Source organism: Heliophilum fasciatum, from assembly GCF_004341395.1.
Classification (GTDB): domain Bacteria; phylum Bacillota; class Desulfitobacteriia; order Heliobacteriales; family Heliobacteriaceae; genus Heliophilum; species Heliophilum fasciatum.
In genome coordinates this window covers 1-19,563 of the sequence record NZ_SLXT01000024.1, presented here as the reverse complement: position 1 = coordinate 19,563, position 19,563 = coordinate 1, and the positions used below count along the sequence as shown (strand labels likewise).

Here is a 19,563-nt window from a genome sequence, read left to right as displayed (position 1 = left end):
AAAGGAGTTGTCCATTCTGATGTTAAGTTCTGCTGAAAACAGTGCCGCCAAAAATATGCTTCTTACATCGATGATTTGGTTTATTGTTCCTGCTCTCTTTGGTGGGCTCTTTGTTGCAATTAAATTGGTCTGGCCCACATTTCTGGGAGACACATCCTTCTTAACATACGGACGCTTGCGGATGGTACATACGAACGGTGAACTGTTAGGTTGGTTATCGATGGTTCAAGTCGGAGCAATGTATTACATGATTCCACGACTGCTTGGAACCAAGCTCTGGAGTGAAAAACTCGGTAATTTTACTGTTTGGATGTGGAACGTAGGTCTGCTGGTAGGGGCTTTGACCCTTTTGGCCGGCATCACTTCCGGTGTTGAATATGCCGAATTACTCTGGCCGCTTGATCTTTATATCGCTGTTATGGTAATTCTCGTAATTGTGAATATCTTTATGACAATCGCCCAGCGGAAAGAAAAGCAATTTTATGTTTCCGTGTGGTATTTTGTCGCTTCCATCCTCTGGTTGCCCTTAGTCTATATTATCGGTAATATTCCTGAACCATTTCTTCATCTTCCCGGTGTCCACCAGTTGAACTTTAACTGGTTTTATGGGCATAACGTATTGGGACTTTGGTTTACAACGATGGGCGTAGCCATGGCCTATTATTTGCTCCCTAAAGTCACCGGACTGCCGATTTACAGTCATCGCCTTTCCTTAATCGGCTTCTGGACAATTGCTATATTTTATGTCTGGAATGGTCCACACCATCTCTCGAATGGTCCGATTCCTGCGTGGCTACAAAAAGCCGGTATTGCTCCCTCTTTGCTGTTGATCATTCCTGTTTGGTCGGTTGTGGCGAATATGTTCCTTACCGTTAAGGGGAACTGGCATTTGGTTAAAGAAAATGTAATTGTTAAGTTTATTCTGACCGCATCAATTTTCTATGTAGCGGCTTGTTTGCAAGGACCTTTTCATTCACTGATGACAGTATCGGCTGTTCTTAAATTTACTCACTGGACGGTAGGACATGCGCACATGGCACCGTATGCTACATTTTCGTTCATCGGGATGGCGGGAATGTTCTATATTATTCCCCGAGTAACCGGACGGGAGCTCTACAGTTGGAACTTAGCGAATTGGAGCTACTGGCTGGGAACGATCGGCTTTTTAGTCATGGCCCTTGACCTTTGGACAGCCGGTATTTTGCAAGGATTTGCGTGGGCCGATGGCAAAGATGCCATGACTGTTGTTGAATCCATGCGACCCTTCATGATGATCCGGATTGTTGGCGGTGTGTTAATGGTTGCCTCGATGTTGGTGTTCATCTGGAATATTATGAAGACCGTAACCTCTGGCAAGGTTGTTACGATGGAGACGTCAAAAAATAAAAAACCAGTTAAATTAACAGATACAAAGGCAGCTAAACCGGTTCAAGCTTAATCGATGCATGGGCAGAAGGAGGGACAACTGTGGAACGTAATCCTTATTTACTTGTATTTGTCGCTATTTTCTTTTTCGCGGTAGGTACTGTAGCTACGATGTTTATTCCTTTCACAGAAGAGAACTTGATGACCCCAACACCAACAGCCGAATACCGTAAGCAAGTCGTTAACGATAATCCGCAATCCAAAGCGGCTAAAGGACGAGAGCTTTATATGCAAAACGGCTGTATGTACTGTCACACTCAATGGGTCCGGCCAACAAAGACGGATGAAAAATTAGGGCCCGTTATCCGTGCCGGTGATACCTACTATGATTCGCCCCACTTACATGGATCAAACCGGACAGGCCCTGATTTGCTTTGGGTGGGTGACCGGATTCCCGACAAGGCATGGCATATCAAACATTTGAAAGATCCTCAATCGGTGGTAGCTGGAAGTATTATGCCGCCATATAAGTTTTTAAGCGATGAAGAGTTGGATGCACTGGCAGAGTATCTGGTAACGTTAAAACATATTGACAACCCTACGGATCAAAGTGATCCTCAATATCGCTATTAATGCTCCAGATTCCGGTGAGACCCAAGTAATCGGAATCAGGAAGGAGAAGTTCCTATGACAGCGAGCATGTGGCTCATCACGCTTTTTCTGGTTAGTTCTTTCGGTGGCATCCTGTGCGTGTTCTGGTGGGCCAAACGGGACGGTCAGTTTGAAAATGTGGAAGATATCAAATACCGGATGTTACACGATGACTAAGTAGTAGCTTGCTATACCGTAAGAAAAACCGTTATGTACTTACATCACCAAATCGGGAGGAGGCTCTCGTACATGGCAAAAAAAGAAGAACATGCCGACAACGTTGGGGGAATGAAAGTCGGCCATGGTTCAATTCCTAAATTTCTTTATCCCGTCTATATTGGACTTTTTATTTGGGCTTTTTACTATGTGTTAATTGATAGTCCAACCATTTCCTATAGCCGTCCGGCGGAACCACAAACGGATGCTAAGCTTGTGATCAGCCAAAAATGTTCCGCTTGTCATATAATCGATGGCAAGGGCGGTGCCGTAGGTCCGGCTTTAGATCAAGTGGGTGCACGTATGGATAGAGCAGCTTTAGAAAAATTCATAAACGATCCAGGTAGCCGAAATGCTAACTCAGCTGCGAATATGGGCGCCAGTTTTAAGATGCTAAAAGACAGTGAAAAAACAGCTATCGTAGATTATCTGGCGAATAAAAAGTAGTTTTACGGTATCTGTTGCAGGGGAAGAGGCTTCTATAAGCTTTCTTCTCCTGCTTGCAGAAACGGGGGGATTCCCGATGAAACCTGAAAACCTATTTGATTTACTGTATGTTGCGGCTATCTTGGGCACCTTTGGCAAGGTTTTACACATTATGTTTAGTGATAATATCGATGATATTTCCAGCGATGTTCTCACTGAGAACGAAGAAGGGAATGAGCGGCGATGACTAATCGCCATTTAATGTACCGCCGTCTGATGCAATTGATTACGGCATTCATTTTGATTGTAACCCCCATCGGAGGAATCTTTCGTCTAGATGTTCCCAGCAAAAGCTTTGTCGTCTTTGGCCAGAAACTTTGGTTTCAAGAGACCTATTTACTTATTGTGACATTGCTTTTTTTTCTGTTTGTACTTATCGGTGTGATCAAAATTCTCGGACGTGTTGCCTGCGGTTGGATGTGTCCACGTAACCTGATGATCGAATTGCTGGAAAAGATCGCTCCATCACTGGGTGTTGCCAAACCCAAAAGTCTTATTCATGTAATGTTACGAGTGGTTGTACAAGTTATCTTTGCTTTTCTTGTAGGCTTTACCTTTTTTTCTTATTTCTTTGACTGGAAGGTCATACTCCAGGATGTATTTAGCCTCACCTTCAGTTTACCGGCATCGCTGACACTGGCGCTGACGGTTTTGTCCTTTATTGATGTATTTGTGTTTCATCATACCTTTTGCCAGGTCGCCTGTCCTTATGGCCTAATGCAAAGCATCCTTGGTGATGAAAAGACCATGGCCATTCACTTTGATTCTGATGGGTGTATTAAGTGTAACGCCTGTACAAAAGCTTGTTTTCTACATATCGATCCCAAATCAGAAGCACGATTAACCTGTGTAGCCTGTGGAGACTGTACAGTAGCTTGCCAAAAAGTGACTTCTCGTAGAGGTAAGCCGATCCCCTTGCGGTATCGGTTTGGCGATAACGATCATCTCACGGTGGGGCGGTTTTTTCGGGATCTCCGGTTTCTTTTTTTAGGTGGTATCGTTGTTCTGCTGTTTTCCGGCCTATTGCTGGGCGTTATTAAGCATCAAAGTGTAGCCATTGCTATGGCGCCGGCCAAATGGAGTAAAGCGATCGCTGTTGTACCGGGAATGGGGATCAATAATTATCAGATCTATGTGAACAATGGCAGCAATCAAGTTAGGACGTATCGGCTTGAAGTTACCGGTGTCGATCCTTCGTTTATCTTTTTTAATGAAAATCCCGTTACTTTATCTCCCGGGACTGATCAGGAAGTGCGGCTTACCGTTAAGGTGCCGAAAGGAACATACATTGAAAACGATAGCATCCCCCTTACTATTCGCGTTCACAGTTCCAATCCTGATGACCCGATTGCAGAAGCAAAAGGGATTTTTGTTATGCCCTCCAATATTCCTTAAATTCAAAGGACGCTTTTTAGGAATAGAGTAGAAGGTGTACTATGAGCATTGAACAGACTCAACTTTGCCGACTTTATCACATCGCTTGGCGAAACCTACAACGAAACCGTTTACGGGCAGGTTTACTGGCACTTTCTGTCGCATTAACAACGGCTATATTATTCGGTGCCTATTACTTTATCCATTCTATCGAACGCAGTCTTGATGCCGGTGCTGGGCGGATGGGTGCTGATTTGATTGTTACCCCTGTTGGCCTCGAATCATCAGTAGAGAACTTACTTTTAAGCGGGATACCTGCACAAGTACGCATGCCCAAAGAGAATAGCGAAAAGGTTGCTGTTGTTAATGGGGTGGAAAAAGTCTCACCGCAGCTCTACATGCAAACCTTTATCGGTGAATGCTGTAATGTTTACGGGGAATTTCCCGTTATTGCTATCGATCCCGAAGCGGACTTTACCATACGTCCTTTTCTGCTGAATGATCGTCCTCTTGAGCGCAAAGAAGTGGCTATCGGTGCCGATATCGGTGCCTGGGATGCCTGGGGAATGGCCTATCTTCCTACATGGTCTGAATCTGTTCGATTATTGGGAACCAATTTCCGGGTGAAGAATTTACTGCACCGGACAAATCTTGGTGTCGATAAGACGATTTTTATGCATATTGATGATGCTCGGGCGATCGCTGCCCGAGATGATCGTCATAGTGTTAAACCAGGCGATATTTCCGTAGTCATGGTTAAAGTCAAGCCTGGTAGTGCGTATGAAGATGTGGCCCGTGACATTGAAGCTGCCGTTCCAGGTGTCAAAGTTTTTACAGGCAATAAACTTTCCCGATTTGTCGAAGCACAATTAAAACCAATCAAAATACTACTTTATGCTATTACTGGATTCGTTTTGTTGATGGCCTCGCTGCAAGTTATGTCCATTTTCTCAGCGATCGTTCATGAACGGCGGCGGGAAATTGGTTATTTGCGGGCGATGGGTGCTACCAAAGGAAAGGTGTTTCAACTTTTTTTGTGGGAAGGATTCTGGGCATCCTTAATCGGTGGCGGTGTTGGGCTTTTTATCGCCTTGATTTTATTAGTAGACATGCGGAACGTCATTCAAGATCTGATTCCGTTACCGTTACTTTTTCCTTGGTTTGGTGATGGGGTGATTGTGAGTTTTTGCACAATGGTTGTTGCGATTATGATCACGTTGCTGTCCGCGGTATGGCCAATCTCACGCAGCATGAACCTCGATCCCTATGAAGCTGTCAGGGAGGGGGAATAACGGCGAGTATGATTGAACTCAAAGCAATCGGTAAAACTTATGGAAAAAGAAATAAACAAAGGGTAGTATTAGCGCAAGTTAATCTAAAAATTGAAGCCGGTGAATTTGTGGCGGTTACCGGCCCATCCGGTAGCGGTAAAACCACACTGCTTTGCATCATGGGAGCGTTGCTGCAACCAACAAGTGGAGAAGTTTATATGGATGGGCAGCGTGTTGATTCGGGATTAACCGAAAATGAACGGGCAAGTATCCGGAGTGAAAAAATCGGTTTTGTATTTCAGTTCCCGGCGCTTATTCCCACGTTAACTGTGATGGAAAATGTACTTTTACCGATTACGCTGGCTGGGAAAGCTCTCGATGACGGTGGTTCTTGGGCAAGACAGTTGCTTGCTCAAGTGGGTTTATCTGACCGGGAAGATTCGTTGCCTGGTACGCTTTCCGGTGGGGAACAACGGCGGGTGGCCATTGCTCGGGCGCTAATTCGGCGTCCTAAAGTTCTTTTGGCGGATGAACCGACGGGCGCCTTGGATTTGGATACCGGCAACAAGCTGATGGAATTGCTTCAGAACTTATGTAGGGAAGCGGGATTGACTCTAGTTGTTGTAACTCATGATCCAACGGTGGCCTCGAAAGCTAATCGGGAAGTTAAATTGCTTGGTATTAATCAAGAGTATAAACAAACAATCTAGTTATAAAAAGTCAGTGATTCCCAAATTGATTAGGAGCACTGACTTTTTTGATCGTTTCTGCGAGCTGGTAATCTAAAGAAAAAACTTACTGTTATATTGGTAGGTTATAAAAGGTAGATATACTCGTATAGTTTTTAATAAAAAAAAGCTTGTAAAAAGGAAGATTGATATATATTATTATAATTATTAGATTATTCAGAAAGAGATGATAAAATGTTTAGAAAAATGATGCGAAACAAAAAAATATTACTTATAATTATTATAAGTATATCTTCGATAATCGGTTCAAGTGATATCAATACATGGCTAGAATTTTTCTTTGGTAAAGAAAGAAAGCAACAAATTACAGATTCAATATTTTCATTTAATCGGAAATACCATATAACAGCGATGATTGATTATAACGATACGGATAAATCCGATCAAAAAATCGAAGCACACATGACCATCCAATGGCAACCAAAAGAATCGGAAGAAAAACAAAAGAGTGTTCAATCGGGGGCGACTGCTGAGAAGGAGATTCCAAGCAAATGGTTTCAATGGGTAAGCAAACTTGGGTTTTGACAATTACTACTTAGGCAGCGTTAGCAAATGCAAAAGGACGCTGCCTGTTTTATTAGTTAACATAATATTGATTATGCGAAGTTAAAGATGCTCAAATTAATTTTATTCCTAAGTGACTCTTCTAACAATAAAAACAGCATGAGCACCACAAGAATCTCCTGGGGTACTCACGCTATTATCACACAAATTCTTAATGATATTTTGGAGCAGGCTCCTGTGGGTCGTAAACGATTGGAGGCACATGTGAAATCCATTCTTCCTGTTCTTGAATCTGCGGTTCTGTTGACAACATATGATCTTTAGAGAACACTTTTTGGTACATCACATCAAAGTACTCGCGCATCATGCGATGTGAAGAAAACTGCCAGCGGGCCATGTCGATACTTGCCCGAATCATTTCAACCCATGTATCATGACGGTTGTAATAGGTGGGGATCACTTCATCTAATAAAATACGATACAGTTCGCGTAAGTCATGCTCATCTTGCTGAGCTTCATCCATCAACTGACTTGGCGGTGTGTTGATCAACCAACCGCTTACCTGGTGCTGTAAGCCTTCCCCAACCCACCCATCAACAACGCTCAAATTGAGAACGCCGTTCATTGCAGCTTTCATCCCTGATGTTCCGCTGGCTTCCAAAGGACGTCGAGGGTTATTCAGCCAGACATCGCATCCTCGAATCATCATCCGGCAAACTTCCATGTTATAGTTTTCCAGGAAGGTTACACTATCACCATATTTACGATCCATTTTCACTAATTGGGCGATAATATCTTTTCCAATTTTATCATTGGGATGAGCCTTACCTGAGAAAACTAGTTGCAACTTACCTTCCTTCAAAAGCGGCTCAATGACCTCAGCCGTACGGAAAATTAAATCACTGCGCTTATAGGGAGCTGCCCTTCGCGCAAAACCAACCAGTAAAGCATCCGGGTTTAACTTAACACCATTGCGTTGCTCAATATAACGGAGCAAACGTTTTTTATTGGCCTGATGCGCTTGCCAAAGATCACCGCGGCGGTCGAAAGCATCGCGAATTCCTTCGTCTTGCCACGTCTTTACATGGACACCATTGGTAATCGAGATGATCCCGGAAGCATCACAGACATTTTTCCACATTCGGCACGCAGTTTGTCCATGTAATTTGGAAACCCCATTCGACAAGTAAGAAAGCATCAAAGCAGCCGCCGTCATATTAAAGGGATCGCCGCCGATGCGCTTCATTTGCTCATAATGGAGTCCATTATAGGCTTCCATCAATTGAAGGAGATCGTGACCATGCACTTCATTACCGGCGGCGATCGGTGTATGCGTGGTAAACACGATGGTTTGGCGTGTTAATTGCCAGGCATCCTCAAAGGAATGACCACGCTCCATTTTTTCGCGAATCAACTCAATGCCTGCGAATACAGCATGACCCTCATTCAAGTGATAGACATCAACATCAATGCCAAGAGCCCGTAATGCCCGCACGCCACCAATCCCTAAAAGAATCTCTGCGGCTACACGATCTTGTACACCACCCCCATAAAGGCGTGATGTCATCCAACCATGTTCACTTCCAGGAAAATTGGTATCCAATAGGTATAAAGGAGCATTGCCATAGCGATCGACCATATGCACTTTACAAGTTACATCGGCACCGCGCACGCGAACCGGAACCGTAATTCCTGTGTCTTTAACGTTATTAAAATCAAAGTTAGGAAACACATCATAGGGGCGACCATCATCACCTATATATTGTTCAGTATAATCTTGTTTCCATAGAATTCCTACACCGACAACAGGCATATGAAGATCATGGGCAGCCTTTAAATAATCACCAGCAAGTACACCAAGACCACCGGCATAGATCGGTAACTCTTCATGCAAACCAAATTCCATCGAAAAGTATGCGACATGAGGTTCGGTAGCGTGATGATGATAATTGCGTTCATTTCTATTCATTCGATAATACAAAGGTTTTCTGACAGCGCACTGCCAGAATGTCACCTCCTGCAGATAAACTCCCCTTGCCACATAGCTTGCGCAATCCGGAGTATCTCATGCATGAGGCCGCTATCCATCTTTTGTGAAAATAATGATAAAATCAAAACCAACTTACCAGATTCGCCAAACAAAAAAAGCAACCATGGCCAACGATAAAATAAAACGTATCGCTGATGCACCAGCCAAACCTAGCATTGTACCGATCCCGGCTTCCAGAGCATCCTCTAATTTTCGCCCTTGCAGCACCTCTCCGCCAATGGCACCGAGAAAAGGACCCAATACTAAGCCAAAAGGTCCCAAGACCAAAACACCGACAAGTCCACCAACGGCAGCAGCAGTAGCTCCTGATGAAGTGGCGCCAAAACGACGTGCGCCCCAGGCTGTTCCAGCATAATCCAATGCCAGCGAAATCAAAACGATCAGCAGATTAACCCCTAAAAAAGCCAAACTCATCTGCTGGTATCCTTCCGCATAACCATAGCCCACCATGGCTATAAAAATCAACGGAATTCCGGGAAGCACCGGCAATACGGTGCCTAATACACCGACCAACATGACCAATATGGTTCCAATCAACCAAGCATCGTGCACCTTGCCTCGCTCCCTTTTACCCAAGTATTATGTCAACTATCGTGTTATTTAAGGTAATAACTTTCGTTCACGCAACAATTGAGCTGCTCTCAATACACCGATTCGCACATAGGCCTGGGCCAGTCCCCCTTGAAAATAAACCGAAAAAGGCGGACGTATCGGCGCATCCACACTTAATTCAATCGTTGATCCTTGGACAAAGGTCCCTCCTGCCATAATCACCGGGTCCGCATAGCCAGGCATCGGTGCAGGATAGGGCACTACATGCCCATCAATGGGACTGGCTTGCTGTACTCCTTGGCAAAAGGCAACAATCCTTTCGGCAGAACCGAGGGTGATGGCTTGGATGATATCGTAACGCGGTTGATCGAATCGAGGATTCACTTCAAATCCGAGCAGTTCAAAGAGACGTGAAGTGAATACAGCGCCGGCTAAAGCCTCATAAATAGCACCGGGTGCTTGAAATAAACCTTGAAAATAAAGTCGTCGTCCCGCCGGACTGCTCCCCACATGAGAGCCAATGCCTGGCGCCGTAAGACGGGTAGCCGCTTTTTCCACCATTTCCTTGCGCCCGGCAACGTATCCGCCGGTTGGCGCCAAGCCACCACCCAGATTTTTGATCAACGAACCGGCGATTAAGTCAGCGCCAACACCGGTTGGTTCATCGGCTTCCACTAATTCGCCATAGCAGTTGTCAACAAAAACGATCACATCGGGCCGCACACGTTTAATTTCTGTGCAAGCTACGCCAATTTCGCGCACAGACAAGGATGGCCGCATACTATATCCTCGGGAACGTTGTAACAACACAACACGTGTTTGCGGTTTTAGAGCTTGGCAAACTGCCGAGATATCAATATGACCGGATTCCGTTAATTCCACTTGGCGATAGGCTACGCCCCACTCCTTTAGGCTTCCCGCTACAGCCTCTTCCCCACAACCGATCACATCGATCAACGTATCATAAGGAGTGCCGGTTGCGGCAAGCAACTCATCACCTGGCCGTAAGACACCAAAAAGAGCGGTAGCGATCGCATGGGTACCGGAAACAAATTGTTCCCGTGCTAACGCGGCTTCCGCACCTAAAATCCGCGCCATCACCGCATCCAACGTATCGCGGGCATCATCACCGTAACCATAACCGGTCGATACGCCAAGATGGTCTGTGGAAACGCGTTCTGCTTGAAAAGCCTGCAATATTTTCCATTGATGGGCATCTCGTTGCGCTGCCCATTGATTCAAAATCGGCCTGGTATCTTGATCCGCCTGCCGGGCTAAGGCAGCTAAATCAGTATCCAGTTTTCCTTCATGTACGAGTACGTCAAATAAATCAACCATGACTGCCGATTGTCCCTCCATCACTTGTAATCCAGCCGCGTTCCCGACAGGGAGCAATCAGCCTTTCCGGAAGTCGTGCCTGAACCGCAATACCGTCCGGACGGTATTCGCTGGCAAACACTTGTCCCTGCGCATAGATCTGTGCTACGTATTCACCATGATCATAAGGTACCAGCACCTGTATGATTTGTCCTTGCGGCGCTAATTGGCCTTCAATACAATCAAATAGTTCTTGAATTCCTTGCCCGGTGCGCGCCGAAACCTCCACAGCAGGCGCTACGCCCAAAGACAAAAGATCGATCGGACCGGTTAACCGATCGATCTTGTTAAAAACAGTAACGATGGGTCTATGATCGCATTCAATTTCCTTAAGCACTTGAAGAACAGTTTGCATCTGTTGGCTTGCCTCTTCATGGGTCGCGTCAACGATATGGAGGATCAGATCGGCTGCAGCCACCTCTTCCAGTGTCGCGCGGAAAGCTTTGACGACCGCATGGGGCAACTTACGAATAAAACCTACTGTATCTGCCAGTAAGATAGTACGTCCACCAGGAATATTGATTTTGCGCATTGTCGGATCGAGAGTCGCAAATAATTTATCCTCACCATTAAGCGTTGTCCGACCTGGCGTACCATAGGCATTGACCAGATGATGGGAAAGCGTCGATTTTCCAGCGTTCGTGTATCCTACCAAAGCGACCACCGGTAAATCCGCTTTTTTGCGATCGCTGCGCAATCGCTGGCGATGTTGGCGTACTTGATCCAATTCGCGTTCCACCGCTGTCATACGAGATCGCAAATGTCGACGGTCCGTTTCCAATTGCATTTCACCGGGACCACGCGTACCAATACCGCCACCTTGCCTTGACAACGCCAGACCTTTTCCGGTTAATCGAGGCAGCCGGTACTGCAACTGCGCCAATTCCACTTGTAATTTACCTTCCCGGGTACAGGCACGTTGGGCAAAAATGTCAAGAATCAACGTTGTGCGATCGATCACCCGAACCGGTGCCAATCCTTCCAGAAAGCGAATCTGGGACGGTGTCAGTTCATCGTCGGCGATTAGTAAGTCAGCATCAGTAACTTGCAATGCCAGCGATAACTCCTGCGCTTTACCCGAACCTAAATAGGTGCCGGCAAAGGGTTTAGCAATTTTTTGACTTAAGCGGCCGACAACAACAGCACCGGCCGACAAAGCCAACTGTTCTAGTTCATCAAGGCTTTCCTCTCCAACACCGATGAGAAAAGCTTTTTCTTGAGCAGCTTCCGTCATTTGCGGCGGTGGAATAAACTGTTTGTCCAGCGCCTGCACTTGTTGGAGCCAATCATAAGCACTTAAGCGATGAAAAGACATGGGGCCAAATTCGCAACTCTCTGTTGCGGACGTGAGAAAAGCCACGGAACCAGCATGAGGTGGTGCCGCAGCAATAACGACCATGCAATCTAATGAAAGTTGTCGCAGAGCCGAGTGATCGACCTCGCTCAGCGCGGGACTTGCCCCCGGGTGCGTGTGCACACAGCGAATCCCTGATAAACGGGAAGATGAACGACGATCGCGCGTTGCCGACAAGGCGACCGTCATGGCATCTCCCACAATAACATCACGGATTTGACCGCGACGATCAATAAAAACGGCGATCTCGCGCCCACATGCTTCTGTAATGGCCGCCATTTCCCGGCCCAAATCCGGCGAAAATAACAGTTCCCGCTCCCCTTGAAACTGCCAAAGATTTTCTACGCGCCGAATCAAAGCGTTGGCTAAGCCTTGTAGGTTTCCTTTTACTTCTTGTGTACTCATGAATCTACTATATCATAATCAACCTTGGTTGTCACAGTGTCATTGCGAACGTTATGTCAAACCTTATGTCAACATAGATTACTCGTCAAAGATGGCGCTGTTGCATCGAAGCTTCACGACAGCTTTCGATAAGATCAGCTTGTTCAAGGGTCATAAGGCATTCACGATTGACCGATACGGTCATTGCTCCCATGATACGTACGGCGTGACGACGAATCGCCCGCTCTACGATATTGCGAACCATGCGCGCATTGCCACGATAGGGATGACCCGCTTCTTGATTCGAGATCAAAAAATTACGCAACTCTAATTTCGCTTCAGAAGAAAAACAATACTGGCGATCATAGAGCATTTTTTCGGCGATTTCCAACAATTCCGCCGGAGTATAATCAGGAAAGTTTAGATGAATGGGAAACCGTGACCTGACGCCCGGATTGGATCTTAAAAACAGATCCATCTCATCTTTATACCCGGCCAATATCAAAATCAGATTGGCTCGCTGATCTTCCATGGCCTTCACAAGACAATCGATACATTCTTTGCCAAAGTCTTTTTCCCCACCCCTGGCCAAAGAGTACGCTTCGTCAATAAAAAGCACACCACCAAGTGCTTTTTTCACTTGCTCACGTGCTTTAATTGCAGTGTGTCCGATGTACTCCCCTACCAGGTCAGCTCGTTCCACTTCGATGAGGTGTCCTTTGGGCAACACACCCAATTCTTTATACAATTGCCCTACAAGCCGAGCCACTGTGGTTTTGCCAGTGCCTGGATTGCCACGAAAAATCATGTGCAGCGTCATCGCATCATTGGACAAGCCTTCTTTACTGCGTAAATTGCGAACTTCAACAAAAGCCCGCAATTCGTGGATAAGCGCTTTTACTTCTGTCAATCCGATCATCCGATTCAATTCATCGATAATTTCTTCAATCCGTGCTGATTTGCTTTTATCTTTATCCTTACTTTTTTCTTTTGTAAGCTTTCCTAGATCCCGCTCCACCACATTCTCCCGGATGAGCGCCGCTGGGAGCACTGAAGGCAACCATGCTCTCGATGCCCGTTTATCGCCATTCGCATTACCGCGCTGAATATTGACACGAATAACCATGATTCCGCTCCCCTCCTTCCAACATTAATGTATATGCATGAAAAGAGTCGCGCAGGCAAAAGAATGTCTTGGAACAAGCTTTTGAGTCACAGGAAAAGTTTATCAATACATAGATAAACCTAAAACCACTGCTGATTGCGGGAGAACCGAAAGCGCCAGGAGATCAGCAATATTGGTTTGCCAATCTCCCGGGTGCGGCTGATTTTTGCTGGGCAGTTTCTTTGGGTTATCTTTTATGTTTTTCTTTTTCGTTCTATCCCAGAGCTTCGTTGTTCTCTATCCTCCCTCCCAAAGCCAATGCGGGTGTTTCGCTGGTTGGTATCCATGCCCCCCCTGCGCTACGGCATCGTTAAACCGTGCGCTGGGGGCCATATCCCGATTAAAGGTACTGTAGAGCAGATCGTAAACTCCTGCCCGCTCCAGCCTATGTACTGTCATGCCGTCGCTCCCGCCCAACATCCCTGCCAGGGTATGAGCGTAATTTTCGAGTTCCTGTCGTGCTAAATCCCAAGCATCTTCTCGTTCGAGTTTCTTTTTTGGCATTGCCAAAAGAGCGCTGTTAATCAATTCATTATCAAATTTTATGCCACTCGATATATCAGCGGCATTTACGTCAATCTCCAAAATAATGAAGTGCTTACGGTCCCGGACGTTTTACCCTCCGTCCATTCCTCAAAACTATTTGCTAAGGCCAATCCATACTCAACTAACTTTGATGTACTTGCCTTGTGTACTTCTTCCCGCATTTCGGCAAGATAGTCTCGCTGTTACTGCTACTGTATAATAGCCAAAACTTGACGTCATAAAATGTCCGCAAATTGCCGGATATGGTGTCCAAATAAAACAGGGGAGGTGAAGAGCCTCCCCTGTTTACGTTACACCGTCACCCGGTATTTGTCGTTTGTCCGCAAATTGAATCGTACTTCATTATGAACCACTACATACCACTGGGTATCCAACTCCAGCCGGCATGGCCATGAATGGCGCCCCAAATGCAATTGAAAATACTCCCCGCAATGAAGTCCATAATTCCAATTCCCGATTGGAACAACCCAGCGATCTTGTTCGCGATCGAAGCTCATTTCTACCGTATGGCTCATGCTAACTCCCCCTGAATGACGCGCTTTACCATATGGTCATCGATGATTCGGCGCTGGTTCTGTGCACCGTAGAGCAGGCAATGAGTGCATACTTTGTTGATCAACCGGGCAGCGCCACTGGAAAATCGGTAAATCTCATCGATCGCTCCATCGGAGAAGATCTCATGGTCGGCGCCGGCATAGACCAGGTGCCGCTTCATATCGTCCCCGACTTGGGCACGATCCAAGTGGCCCAATTTACACTGAAGATCGATCCGCTGCCGGATCGTAGCATAGGACGCAGAATGGGTATGTATCCAACAATTCAAATTGACGGTGGGTCGGACAACACGGGCCAGCCAGCCGGGTGCATCACCGACGAACCGGTACATCCGTTGGAGCGGGGATGATGCTGCTGCCGCGGTGTTTTTGCCCATCTGAATCGCAATCGAACCAAAGCATCCGAGGAAATGATGCACCTGATGGAAAAACCACTGTTTCCAACGGATGATGGTCGATTCGTCGCAGGAAACGGCCAGCGGCCTTTCGTCCGTAACCACCGCTTCGATGCTGGCACTGCCATAGCGTTTGTAGGGAACCACGATGTCCGGAAGTTCGTGGTGAATTCGATGACAGTGGCAACACCGGTGTCGACGAACCATGAGTACCCGTTTTTCTCCCGTTTCCTGAATGATCCGGCGCCGCCGGCTGCCGATCACTCGTAACGGTCCCGTACAACAAGGACAAGTATGGTGCTCCTCGCTCCGTATATAAAAAAACCTTTTTCCGGGTTTTCAACAAGCTCGTATTCTGATATGATGATCATGTTTTTGAGTGAAGGGCACCTCCCGTACTACTTGCCGGTAGTACACCTGTGGAGGTGCCTCTTCTTTTTCCCTTCCGTATTTCCTATGGCCATTATATACAGCAGGTTCCGGACAGGCAATGTCGTCAGCTTTTGGGCATTTTGCGTTAGCTAAAACAGTTGAGCAGTGGTTTTACATCCGGTGTGTAGCCCCGAAATAGCCGATAGAGTTGCTTGGTAGCCCCATTGGGTGCCCGTTAACGGGTCGTATCGTCTGCGTTGAACCATTTTTCGTTATGGAGGACGTGTTTGGCGAAATAAGTGTTAGCCGTTGTAAAACAACCATCTATCCTCACCTACTTCACCACTGCTTTGGGCTTTTCTATCGTCTACTGCCGGTTCTTTGATTTCCGTAGCTTCATAGCCGTAGTCATGCACCAGCAAATCCTTGGTACGCTCATCTTCCACAAAAGCCCCGCCGCACCGTTCGCAAACAGCACGCCCGCGGTCACCCGTTATAAATCGGGCTGGGCGTTTTGATGAGATATTTTGTCAAAACCCTCTCTCCTTAAAATTAATTTTACAAAAACCACTCTGTTTACTATTGAATTATTAGTTGTTTTCCATTAATATTGAATTAATGGAATTATAGGAGGGATTGTTTATGAAAAAGGAACTACGTCGTGAAGAAGTTTCCCGTTCTTGCAGGAGACCAACCAATCCCTCATTCTGCTGCCTGTCACGACAGTTCAATCTACGATTTGAGGATAATCAACTTACGATTCAGCCAATCGTGAATTTACAAAAATCTAATCTTGACTACTTGTGCAATCAAGCAATAATACATCTAACATTTCTTATTCAAAATACAAACGTTCTCGTTATTAACCTCTCGGAAACTACATTCATCGATAAACACGGCCTTCGCTTCCTTTTGGCCTTATATCAAATCTCTTTATCAAAAAATATAATTTTCAATTTAGTAAATGTTCCTTCTTTAATCGCTGAAAACATTCGCATAAGAAAACTTGAGCATATATTTCACATGAAAGAACCTTACAAATTATCCTCATAAAAAAAGGTTCTTCGCTGTTTTGTGTGGGTAACGCGATCTTGGTAGGTCGGGATCTACAAGCAGCTCTAATGGTACTTATCGCCCATTCTGGCATGTAAAAAGACCGTATACGCTGATTTTTCGCTAATTTACTAGTTTTAGACTGTTTAGTGCCAACGTTGTTTACCTCCTGTTTTTATGCAAAAAGAGAGCGCAACCGCCATGATTACGCTCGTTGGGAATATCCGATTTTCAACAGTTGTAGCGGGGTTAGCTGGTCAAGGTCGACGGTCTGCGTTTTGGCAGGATTGGTCGCTTGACTGACGGGCTGTTCTTGACGCAGGTTGACGAACAGTCCTTTTTTCTCTGCCGACGCAACCATTCCAACGGTGCTTCGGCGGGAGATTGGCAGGAACGAGGTCGTGAAATTCTTTCGGGATGCCTTCGAGTTTCACGTTCAGCAAACCCTTGAATGACAGATTCTAACTGCTGCACTCTCGCGTTGGAAACCTTGTGACCGTCCTTCGCTTTCGTCAGTTCATCGGCAGTTGACTTGTACAGTTCTTCAAATTTGCCTTGCTGTTCTTTCGCAGTCTTAGCCTGGGCTTCGCGCTCGGTAAGCAGTTGCTCCAGTTGGGTCTAGGCTTCTTTGTACTTCGCGTTCACCTCGTCAAATCGCGCTTTGGGAATCTGATGTTCAGGAGCCTTCGCGGGTTCCCGCGATATGGGCCCGCATGAGCTTCGTGCGCACCCTTCTCCGCGTAGGTTGACAGGTTCCAGCGCCGATCGGCACTGTTAACAATGCCCACCCAGGGCTTCACTGTCCAAGCGAGCCGACAGTCCTTCTGCGTCAGTTCGACAACTACGGCATTTCGCATCGTCCGACGGCCCATCTGCTGTAAGGCTTTTGTCCTCATCTTCTCGCCGCAGCTCGCTCTTTGTCCCAGTTGCGCCCGTTCGGCTGCATCTTATGCGAAGTTGTTTTTGGGGCAAAATTTCTTTATACCACACAGGCTTTCAGTATATCAAATTCTGGATCGTGGCTGTTTAAAAAGCCTTCAACCACAGCGGTTAAATCTAACAAAAACCAGCTATCGCTATCACTACGCCTTCAAGGTCAATCGACTTTGGGGCGTTATTTTTTGTCGAAATGGACACATTAATAAAAAAAGTCGCGTAATTGCATATATAGGAACGAAGACCTCTGGTCTTCCGGCGTTTTCGTTGCCACAGCAACGAGCTATTCTTGTTCACTGTCTTGAGAAAGTTATTTTAATCAAAAATGTCAAGTTCATAAATGACACAGGAGGAATATAGCATCAACGACTTATATATTTTGGCTAAACACGATATTTGGGAAAATGCTGGCTGGCTGGCGGCCGCATTATTTATCACTTTGCTGAATGTAATTGATGGGGTGGCTTCGGTATGGGGTATTCAACAGGGATATATCGTGGAAGCAAACCCGTTTATGATCCAGGCCGTGACCCAGTTTCCGATTCCCGTGATTGTCGGGAAAGTGGTAGTGTCCTATGTGCTGATGGCATGTGTCTATGCCTTAAACCAAGAATATCGCAAGCCGATTTACTACTTAGTTCCGATATCGGTATTTCCCCCGTATCTTTGGGTGACCCATCTGCATATCGAATGGATAACCGCAATCACGAATATTTGACCAACAGATGTAATATAAGCAAAAAACAGCAGCCATAAATTATAGTTGCTGTTTTTCTGCTATTAATGATTAGTTCAAGTCTTTATCGAATGAATACGTCCTGTCCTCTGTGGGGCAGAACTCTGGTAAACCCGTTTTTTCTACCCAGTACGCGACACGCTCCAGCGCATCTGGTTCATTGTAAAGTTTAGTTTCAAGCGGTATTTCGTCCTGCTCAAAATCAAATTGTCCTGGCATGTCACCAAAATCGATCATGCGGGCCATCCCGATTTTGAAGGAACCATCCTGTACGCGGATCTTTACGATTCGCCATACTTCATCTTCGCTGGAGAACATGAACCCCTTGGTTTCACAGACATATTCGTTCTCTCTAAGCTGTTTGATATATTCCTTGTTTGCGCTCAAGCCTGGCTTATTCTTCGTCATGTTTACTTCTCCTTATGTATTATCATTCGAAGTGGTTTGATTATGTTATCTGCTTCGGCTCTTTCAAGCTAAATACTTGAATTACTTTTTCCCACCATTCCGAAGGCGTACTTGCCCATCCAGATTGTGCTTCGACGCTGCGGCCGTAGATAGCCCAAAAGTACGGGGCTAATGGACTGGTTCGATTTATCGTCATCGATTCTTTACTTCACGCTCCTTTGTATAATCACTATCTACAGATCGATGCACATTATTCTTTAGGCTGGTACTTGCCCTGAATGATCTGTACTTCTAATGCCGCTTTTTCCTCACGGCACTTGGCCAGCGCTTCCCGTAGTTGATTTAATAGCTCCATGCCTTCCCGTTGCGCTTCCAGAACAGCCCGCTCTTTATCCAGTTGCGCCCGCTCGGCGGCAGCCTGTAAACGCTGCACGATCTCATTGTTGTGTGCTACCTTCATTGCATCCCGGTGCTGCTTGGCCAACTCTAAATCTTCTTTCATCCGGACAAGCTCGTGTTCGATATCTTGATTTCTACCCCTGACTTCAGCAAGTTGATTATGTAAATGATCCGCTTGACTCGCTTTTTCAGCGAAGGACTCGACCTGCGCCTTGGCCGTGGCCAAACTTGTTTCTGCCATGGCAGCCAGCCGGCTCATCTGATCCTTCTCTTCCCGAATTCGCTCCAGCTCACGGCGCATTTCTGCAACTTCTTTGCTGGCTTCTTCCCGGGCCAGCGCTGCGGCCGCTTCCGCAGAACGGACTCGCCGCTCTGCCTCTTCGAGCTTCTGCTCCATTACTCGCTGCATGTCCACCAGGGCTGCTTTTGCTTTTTGCTCCTGTTCTTCTGACCATGCGATCTTGTCCAACGAATCGGCACGTTGATCAGTAGCTTCCTTCATTGGTGATCGGTTAACTATAAATTGGAAAAAATAAGTTCACAATAACAAAGTAACGCAACATCGCATAGAGGCGTTGCCGCATCATTTCGACCAAGGATCGAGCATGCGTTTTCGGAATACATTCGGATCCACAGCCTCTGCCACAAACATGTCAAAAAGAGGAT

Annotated in this window: 22 protein-coding genes; 11 read left to right on the top strand and 11 right to left on the bottom strand. The window is 46.1% G+C overall.

The annotated features are described in order from the left end of the window. Window positions 1-19: 19 nt before the first annotated feature. The 9 genes from EDD73_RS11610 (at window position 20) to EDD73_RS11575 (ending at window position 6,637) form a co-directional block, all read left to right on the top strand. On the top strand, window positions 20-1,438 hold the full coding sequence (locus tag EDD73_RS11610) for a cbb3-type cytochrome c oxidase subunit I (RefSeq protein WP_131920103.1): 1,419 nt from the start codon (window positions 20-22) through the stop codon (window positions 1,436-1,438). Window positions 1,439-1,467: 29 nt separating this feature from the next. Further along, a complete protein-coding gene (locus EDD73_RS11605; protein WP_165876485.1) occupies window positions 1,468-1,998 on the top strand; it encodes a cbb3-type cytochrome c oxidase subunit II in 531 nt (176 codons plus the stop codon). Between the two features lie 54 nt (window positions 1,999-2,052). Further along, the gene (locus EDD73_RS11600) at window positions 2,053-2,193 is read left to right on the top strand and encodes a cbb3-type cytochrome oxidase assembly protein (protein ID WP_131920099.1); all 141 of its coding nucleotides are present in this window, start codon (window positions 2,053-2,055) and stop codon (window positions 2,191-2,193) included. Between the two features lie 72 nt (window positions 2,194-2,265). Then, complete coding sequence (locus EDD73_RS11595) at window positions 2,266-2,679, top strand: c-type cytochrome (RefSeq protein ID WP_165876484.1); 414 nt, start codon at window positions 2,266-2,268, stop codon at window positions 2,677-2,679. A gap of 76 nt (window positions 2,680-2,755) precedes the next feature. After that, entirely contained in the window at window positions 2,756-2,905 is a 150-nt protein-coding gene (locus EDD73_RS14940) for a hypothetical protein (RefSeq protein ID WP_165876483.1), read from the top strand. Further along, window positions 2,902-4,113: a 4Fe-4S dicluster domain-containing protein gene (locus EDD73_RS11590; RefSeq protein WP_131920095.1), complete on the top strand. Its 1,212-nt coding sequence runs from the start codon at window positions 2,902-2,904 to the stop codon at window positions 4,111-4,113. Before EDD73_RS14940 ends, EDD73_RS11590 begins: the two co-directional genes overlap by 4 nt. Before the next feature lie 41 nt (window positions 4,114-4,154). Beyond that, window positions 4,155-5,384, top strand: coding sequence for an ABC transporter permease (locus EDD73_RS11585; protein ID WP_131920093.1), 1,230 nt, complete (start codon window positions 4,155-4,157; stop codon window positions 5,382-5,384). Between the two features lie 8 nt (window positions 5,385-5,392). Continuing rightward, window positions 5,393-6,073, top strand: a complete 681-nt coding sequence (locus tag EDD73_RS11580) for an ABC transporter ATP-binding protein (RefSeq protein ID WP_131920091.1) — start codon at window positions 5,393-5,395, stop codon at window positions 6,071-6,073. Window positions 6,074-6,286: 213 nt separating this feature from the next. Beyond that, window positions 6,287-6,637, top strand: coding sequence for a hypothetical protein (locus EDD73_RS11575; protein WP_131920089.1), 351 nt, complete (start codon window positions 6,287-6,289; stop codon window positions 6,635-6,637). Between the two features lie 190 nt (window positions 6,638-6,827). On the opposite strand, the gene glgP is transcribed toward EDD73_RS11575, so the two are convergent. The 8 genes from glgP to EDD73_RS14935 form a co-directional block, all read right to left on the bottom strand. Further along, window positions 6,828-8,585, bottom strand: a complete 1,758-nt coding sequence (glgP, locus tag EDD73_RS11570; protein ID WP_131920154.1) for an alpha-glucan family phosphorylase — start codon at window positions 8,583-8,585, stop codon at window positions 6,828-6,830. A 153-nt stretch (window positions 8,586-8,738) separates the two neighbouring features. Further along, window positions 8,739-9,218: a DUF456 domain-containing protein gene (locus tag EDD73_RS11565; RefSeq protein WP_131920087.1), complete on the bottom strand. Its 480-nt coding sequence runs from the start codon at window positions 9,216-9,218 to the stop codon at window positions 8,739-8,741. A gap of 48 nt (window positions 9,219-9,266) precedes the next feature. Beyond that, entirely contained in the window at window positions 9,267-10,556 is a 1,290-nt protein-coding gene (locus EDD73_RS11560) for a methionine gamma-lyase family protein (RefSeq protein ID WP_131920085.1), read from the bottom strand. Next, on the bottom strand, window positions 10,549-12,354 hold the full coding sequence (hflX, locus tag EDD73_RS11555; protein WP_131920083.1) for a GTPase HflX: 1,806 nt from the start codon (window positions 12,352-12,354) through the stop codon (window positions 10,549-10,551). The genes EDD73_RS11560 and hflX overlap by 8 nt, the downstream gene beginning before the upstream one ends. 85 nt (window positions 12,355-12,439) lie before the next feature. Continuing rightward, window positions 12,440-13,453 (bottom strand): AAA family ATPase, encoded by a 1,014-nt coding sequence (locus EDD73_RS11550; RefSeq protein ID WP_406567193.1) that lies wholly within the window; start codon window positions 13,451-13,453, stop codon window positions 12,440-12,442. Window positions 13,454-14,334: 881 nt separating this feature from the next. Then, window positions 14,335-14,559, bottom strand: a complete 225-nt coding sequence (locus EDD73_RS11545; RefSeq protein ID WP_131920078.1) for a DUF5348 domain-containing protein — start codon at window positions 14,557-14,559, stop codon at window positions 14,335-14,337. Beyond that, on the bottom strand, window positions 14,556-15,308 hold the full coding sequence (locus EDD73_RS15330) for a DUF6431 domain-containing protein (RefSeq protein WP_279222112.1): 753 nt from the start codon (window positions 15,306-15,308) through the stop codon (window positions 14,556-14,558). The genes EDD73_RS11545 and EDD73_RS15330 overlap by 4 nt, the downstream gene beginning before the upstream one ends. Before the next feature lie 359 nt (window positions 15,309-15,667). After that, a complete protein-coding gene (locus EDD73_RS14935; protein ID WP_165876482.1) occupies window positions 15,668-15,811 on the bottom strand; it encodes a hypothetical protein in 144 nt (47 codons plus the stop codon). Between the two features lie 196 nt (window positions 15,812-16,007). On the opposite strand from EDD73_RS14935, the gene EDD73_RS15625 reads away from it, so the two are divergent. Further along, window positions 16,008-16,418: an STAS domain-containing protein gene (locus EDD73_RS15625; protein ID WP_131920076.1), complete on the top strand. Its 411-nt coding sequence runs from the start codon at window positions 16,008-16,010 to the stop codon at window positions 16,416-16,418. Window positions 16,419-16,623: 205 nt separating this feature from the next. Here the strand turns inward: EDD73_RS15625 and EDD73_RS14930 are convergent, their stop codons facing one another. Next, window positions 16,624-16,779 (bottom strand): hypothetical protein, encoded by a 156-nt coding sequence (locus EDD73_RS14930; RefSeq protein ID WP_165876481.1) that lies wholly within the window; start codon window positions 16,777-16,779, stop codon window positions 16,624-16,626. A 915-nt stretch (window positions 16,780-17,694) separates the two neighbouring features. On the opposite strand from EDD73_RS14930, the gene EDD73_RS11525 reads away from it, so the two are divergent. Further along, the gene (locus EDD73_RS11525) at window positions 17,695-18,072 is read left to right on the top strand and encodes a DUF5658 family protein (RefSeq protein WP_131920074.1); all 378 of its coding nucleotides are present in this window, start codon (window positions 17,695-17,697) and stop codon (window positions 18,070-18,072) included. A gap of 69 nt (window positions 18,073-18,141) precedes the next feature. On the opposite strand, the gene EDD73_RS11520 is transcribed toward EDD73_RS11525, so the two are convergent. Further along, on the bottom strand, window positions 18,142-18,498 hold the full coding sequence (locus tag EDD73_RS11520; protein WP_131920072.1) for a hypothetical protein: 357 nt from the start codon (window positions 18,496-18,498) through the stop codon (window positions 18,142-18,144). A gap of 250 nt (window positions 18,499-18,748) precedes the next feature. Continuing rightward, window positions 18,749-19,366: a hypothetical protein gene (locus EDD73_RS11515; protein WP_131920069.1), complete on the bottom strand. Its 618-nt coding sequence runs from the start codon at window positions 19,364-19,366 to the stop codon at window positions 18,749-18,751. Window positions 19,367-19,563 lie beyond the last annotated feature (197 nt).

Excerpts from the sequence above, each read along its gene's own strand:
- EDD73_RS11610 (WP_131920103.1), top strand. The coding sequence starts at position 20 with ATGTTAAGTTCTGCTGAAAACAGTGCCGCCAAAAATATGCTTCTTACA.
- EDD73_RS11600 (WP_131920099.1), top strand. The coding sequence starts at position 2,053 with ATGACAGCGAGCATGTGGCTCATCACGCTTTTTCTGGTTAGTTCTTTC.
- EDD73_RS11595 (WP_165876484.1), top strand. The coding sequence starts at position 2,266 with ATGGCAAAAAAAGAAGAACATGCCGACAACGTTGGGGGAATGAAAGTC.
- EDD73_RS14940 (WP_165876483.1), top strand. The coding sequence starts at position 2,756 with ATGAAACCTGAAAACCTATTTGATTTACTGTATGTTGCGGCTATCTTG.
- EDD73_RS11590 (WP_131920095.1), top strand. The coding sequence starts at position 2,902 with ATGACTAATCGCCATTTAATGTACCGCCGTCTGATGCAATTGATTACG.
- EDD73_RS11585 (WP_131920093.1), top strand. The coding sequence starts at position 4,155 with ATGAGCATTGAACAGACTCAACTTTGCCGACTTTATCACATCGCTTGG.
- EDD73_RS11580 (WP_131920091.1), top strand. The coding sequence starts at position 5,393 with ATGATTGAACTCAAAGCAATCGGTAAAACTTATGGAAAAAGAAATAAA.
- EDD73_RS11575 (WP_131920089.1), top strand. The coding sequence starts at position 6,287 with ATGTTTAGAAAAATGATGCGAAACAAAAAAATATTACTTATAATTATT.
- glgP (WP_131920154.1), bottom strand. The coding sequence starts at position 8,585 with ATGAATAGAAATGAACGCAATTATCATCATCACGCTACCGAACCTCAT.
- EDD73_RS11560 (WP_131920085.1), bottom strand. The coding sequence starts at position 10,556 with ATGGTTGATTTATTTGACGTACTCGTACATGAAGGAAAACTGGATACT.
- hflX (WP_131920083.1), bottom strand. The coding sequence starts at position 12,354 with ATGAGTACACAAGAAGTAAAAGGAAACCTACAAGGCTTAGCCAACGCT.
- EDD73_RS11545 (WP_131920078.1), bottom strand. The coding sequence starts at position 14,559 with ATGAGCCATACGGTAGAAATGAGCTTCGATCGCGAACAAGATCGCTGG.
- EDD73_RS15625 (WP_131920076.1), top strand. The coding sequence starts at position 16,008 with ATGAAAAAGGAACTACGTCGTGAAGAAGTTTCCCGTTCTTGCAGGAGA.
- EDD73_RS14930 (WP_165876481.1), bottom strand. The coding sequence starts at position 16,779 with ATGGTTGCGTCGGCAGAGAAAAAAGGACTGTTCGTCAACCTGCGTCAA.
- EDD73_RS11525 (WP_131920074.1), top strand. The coding sequence starts at position 17,695 with ATGACACAGGAGGAATATAGCATCAACGACTTATATATTTTGGCTAAA.
- EDD73_RS11520 (WP_131920072.1), bottom strand. The coding sequence starts at position 18,498 with ATGACGAAGAATAAGCCAGGCTTGAGCGCAAACAAGGAATATATCAAA.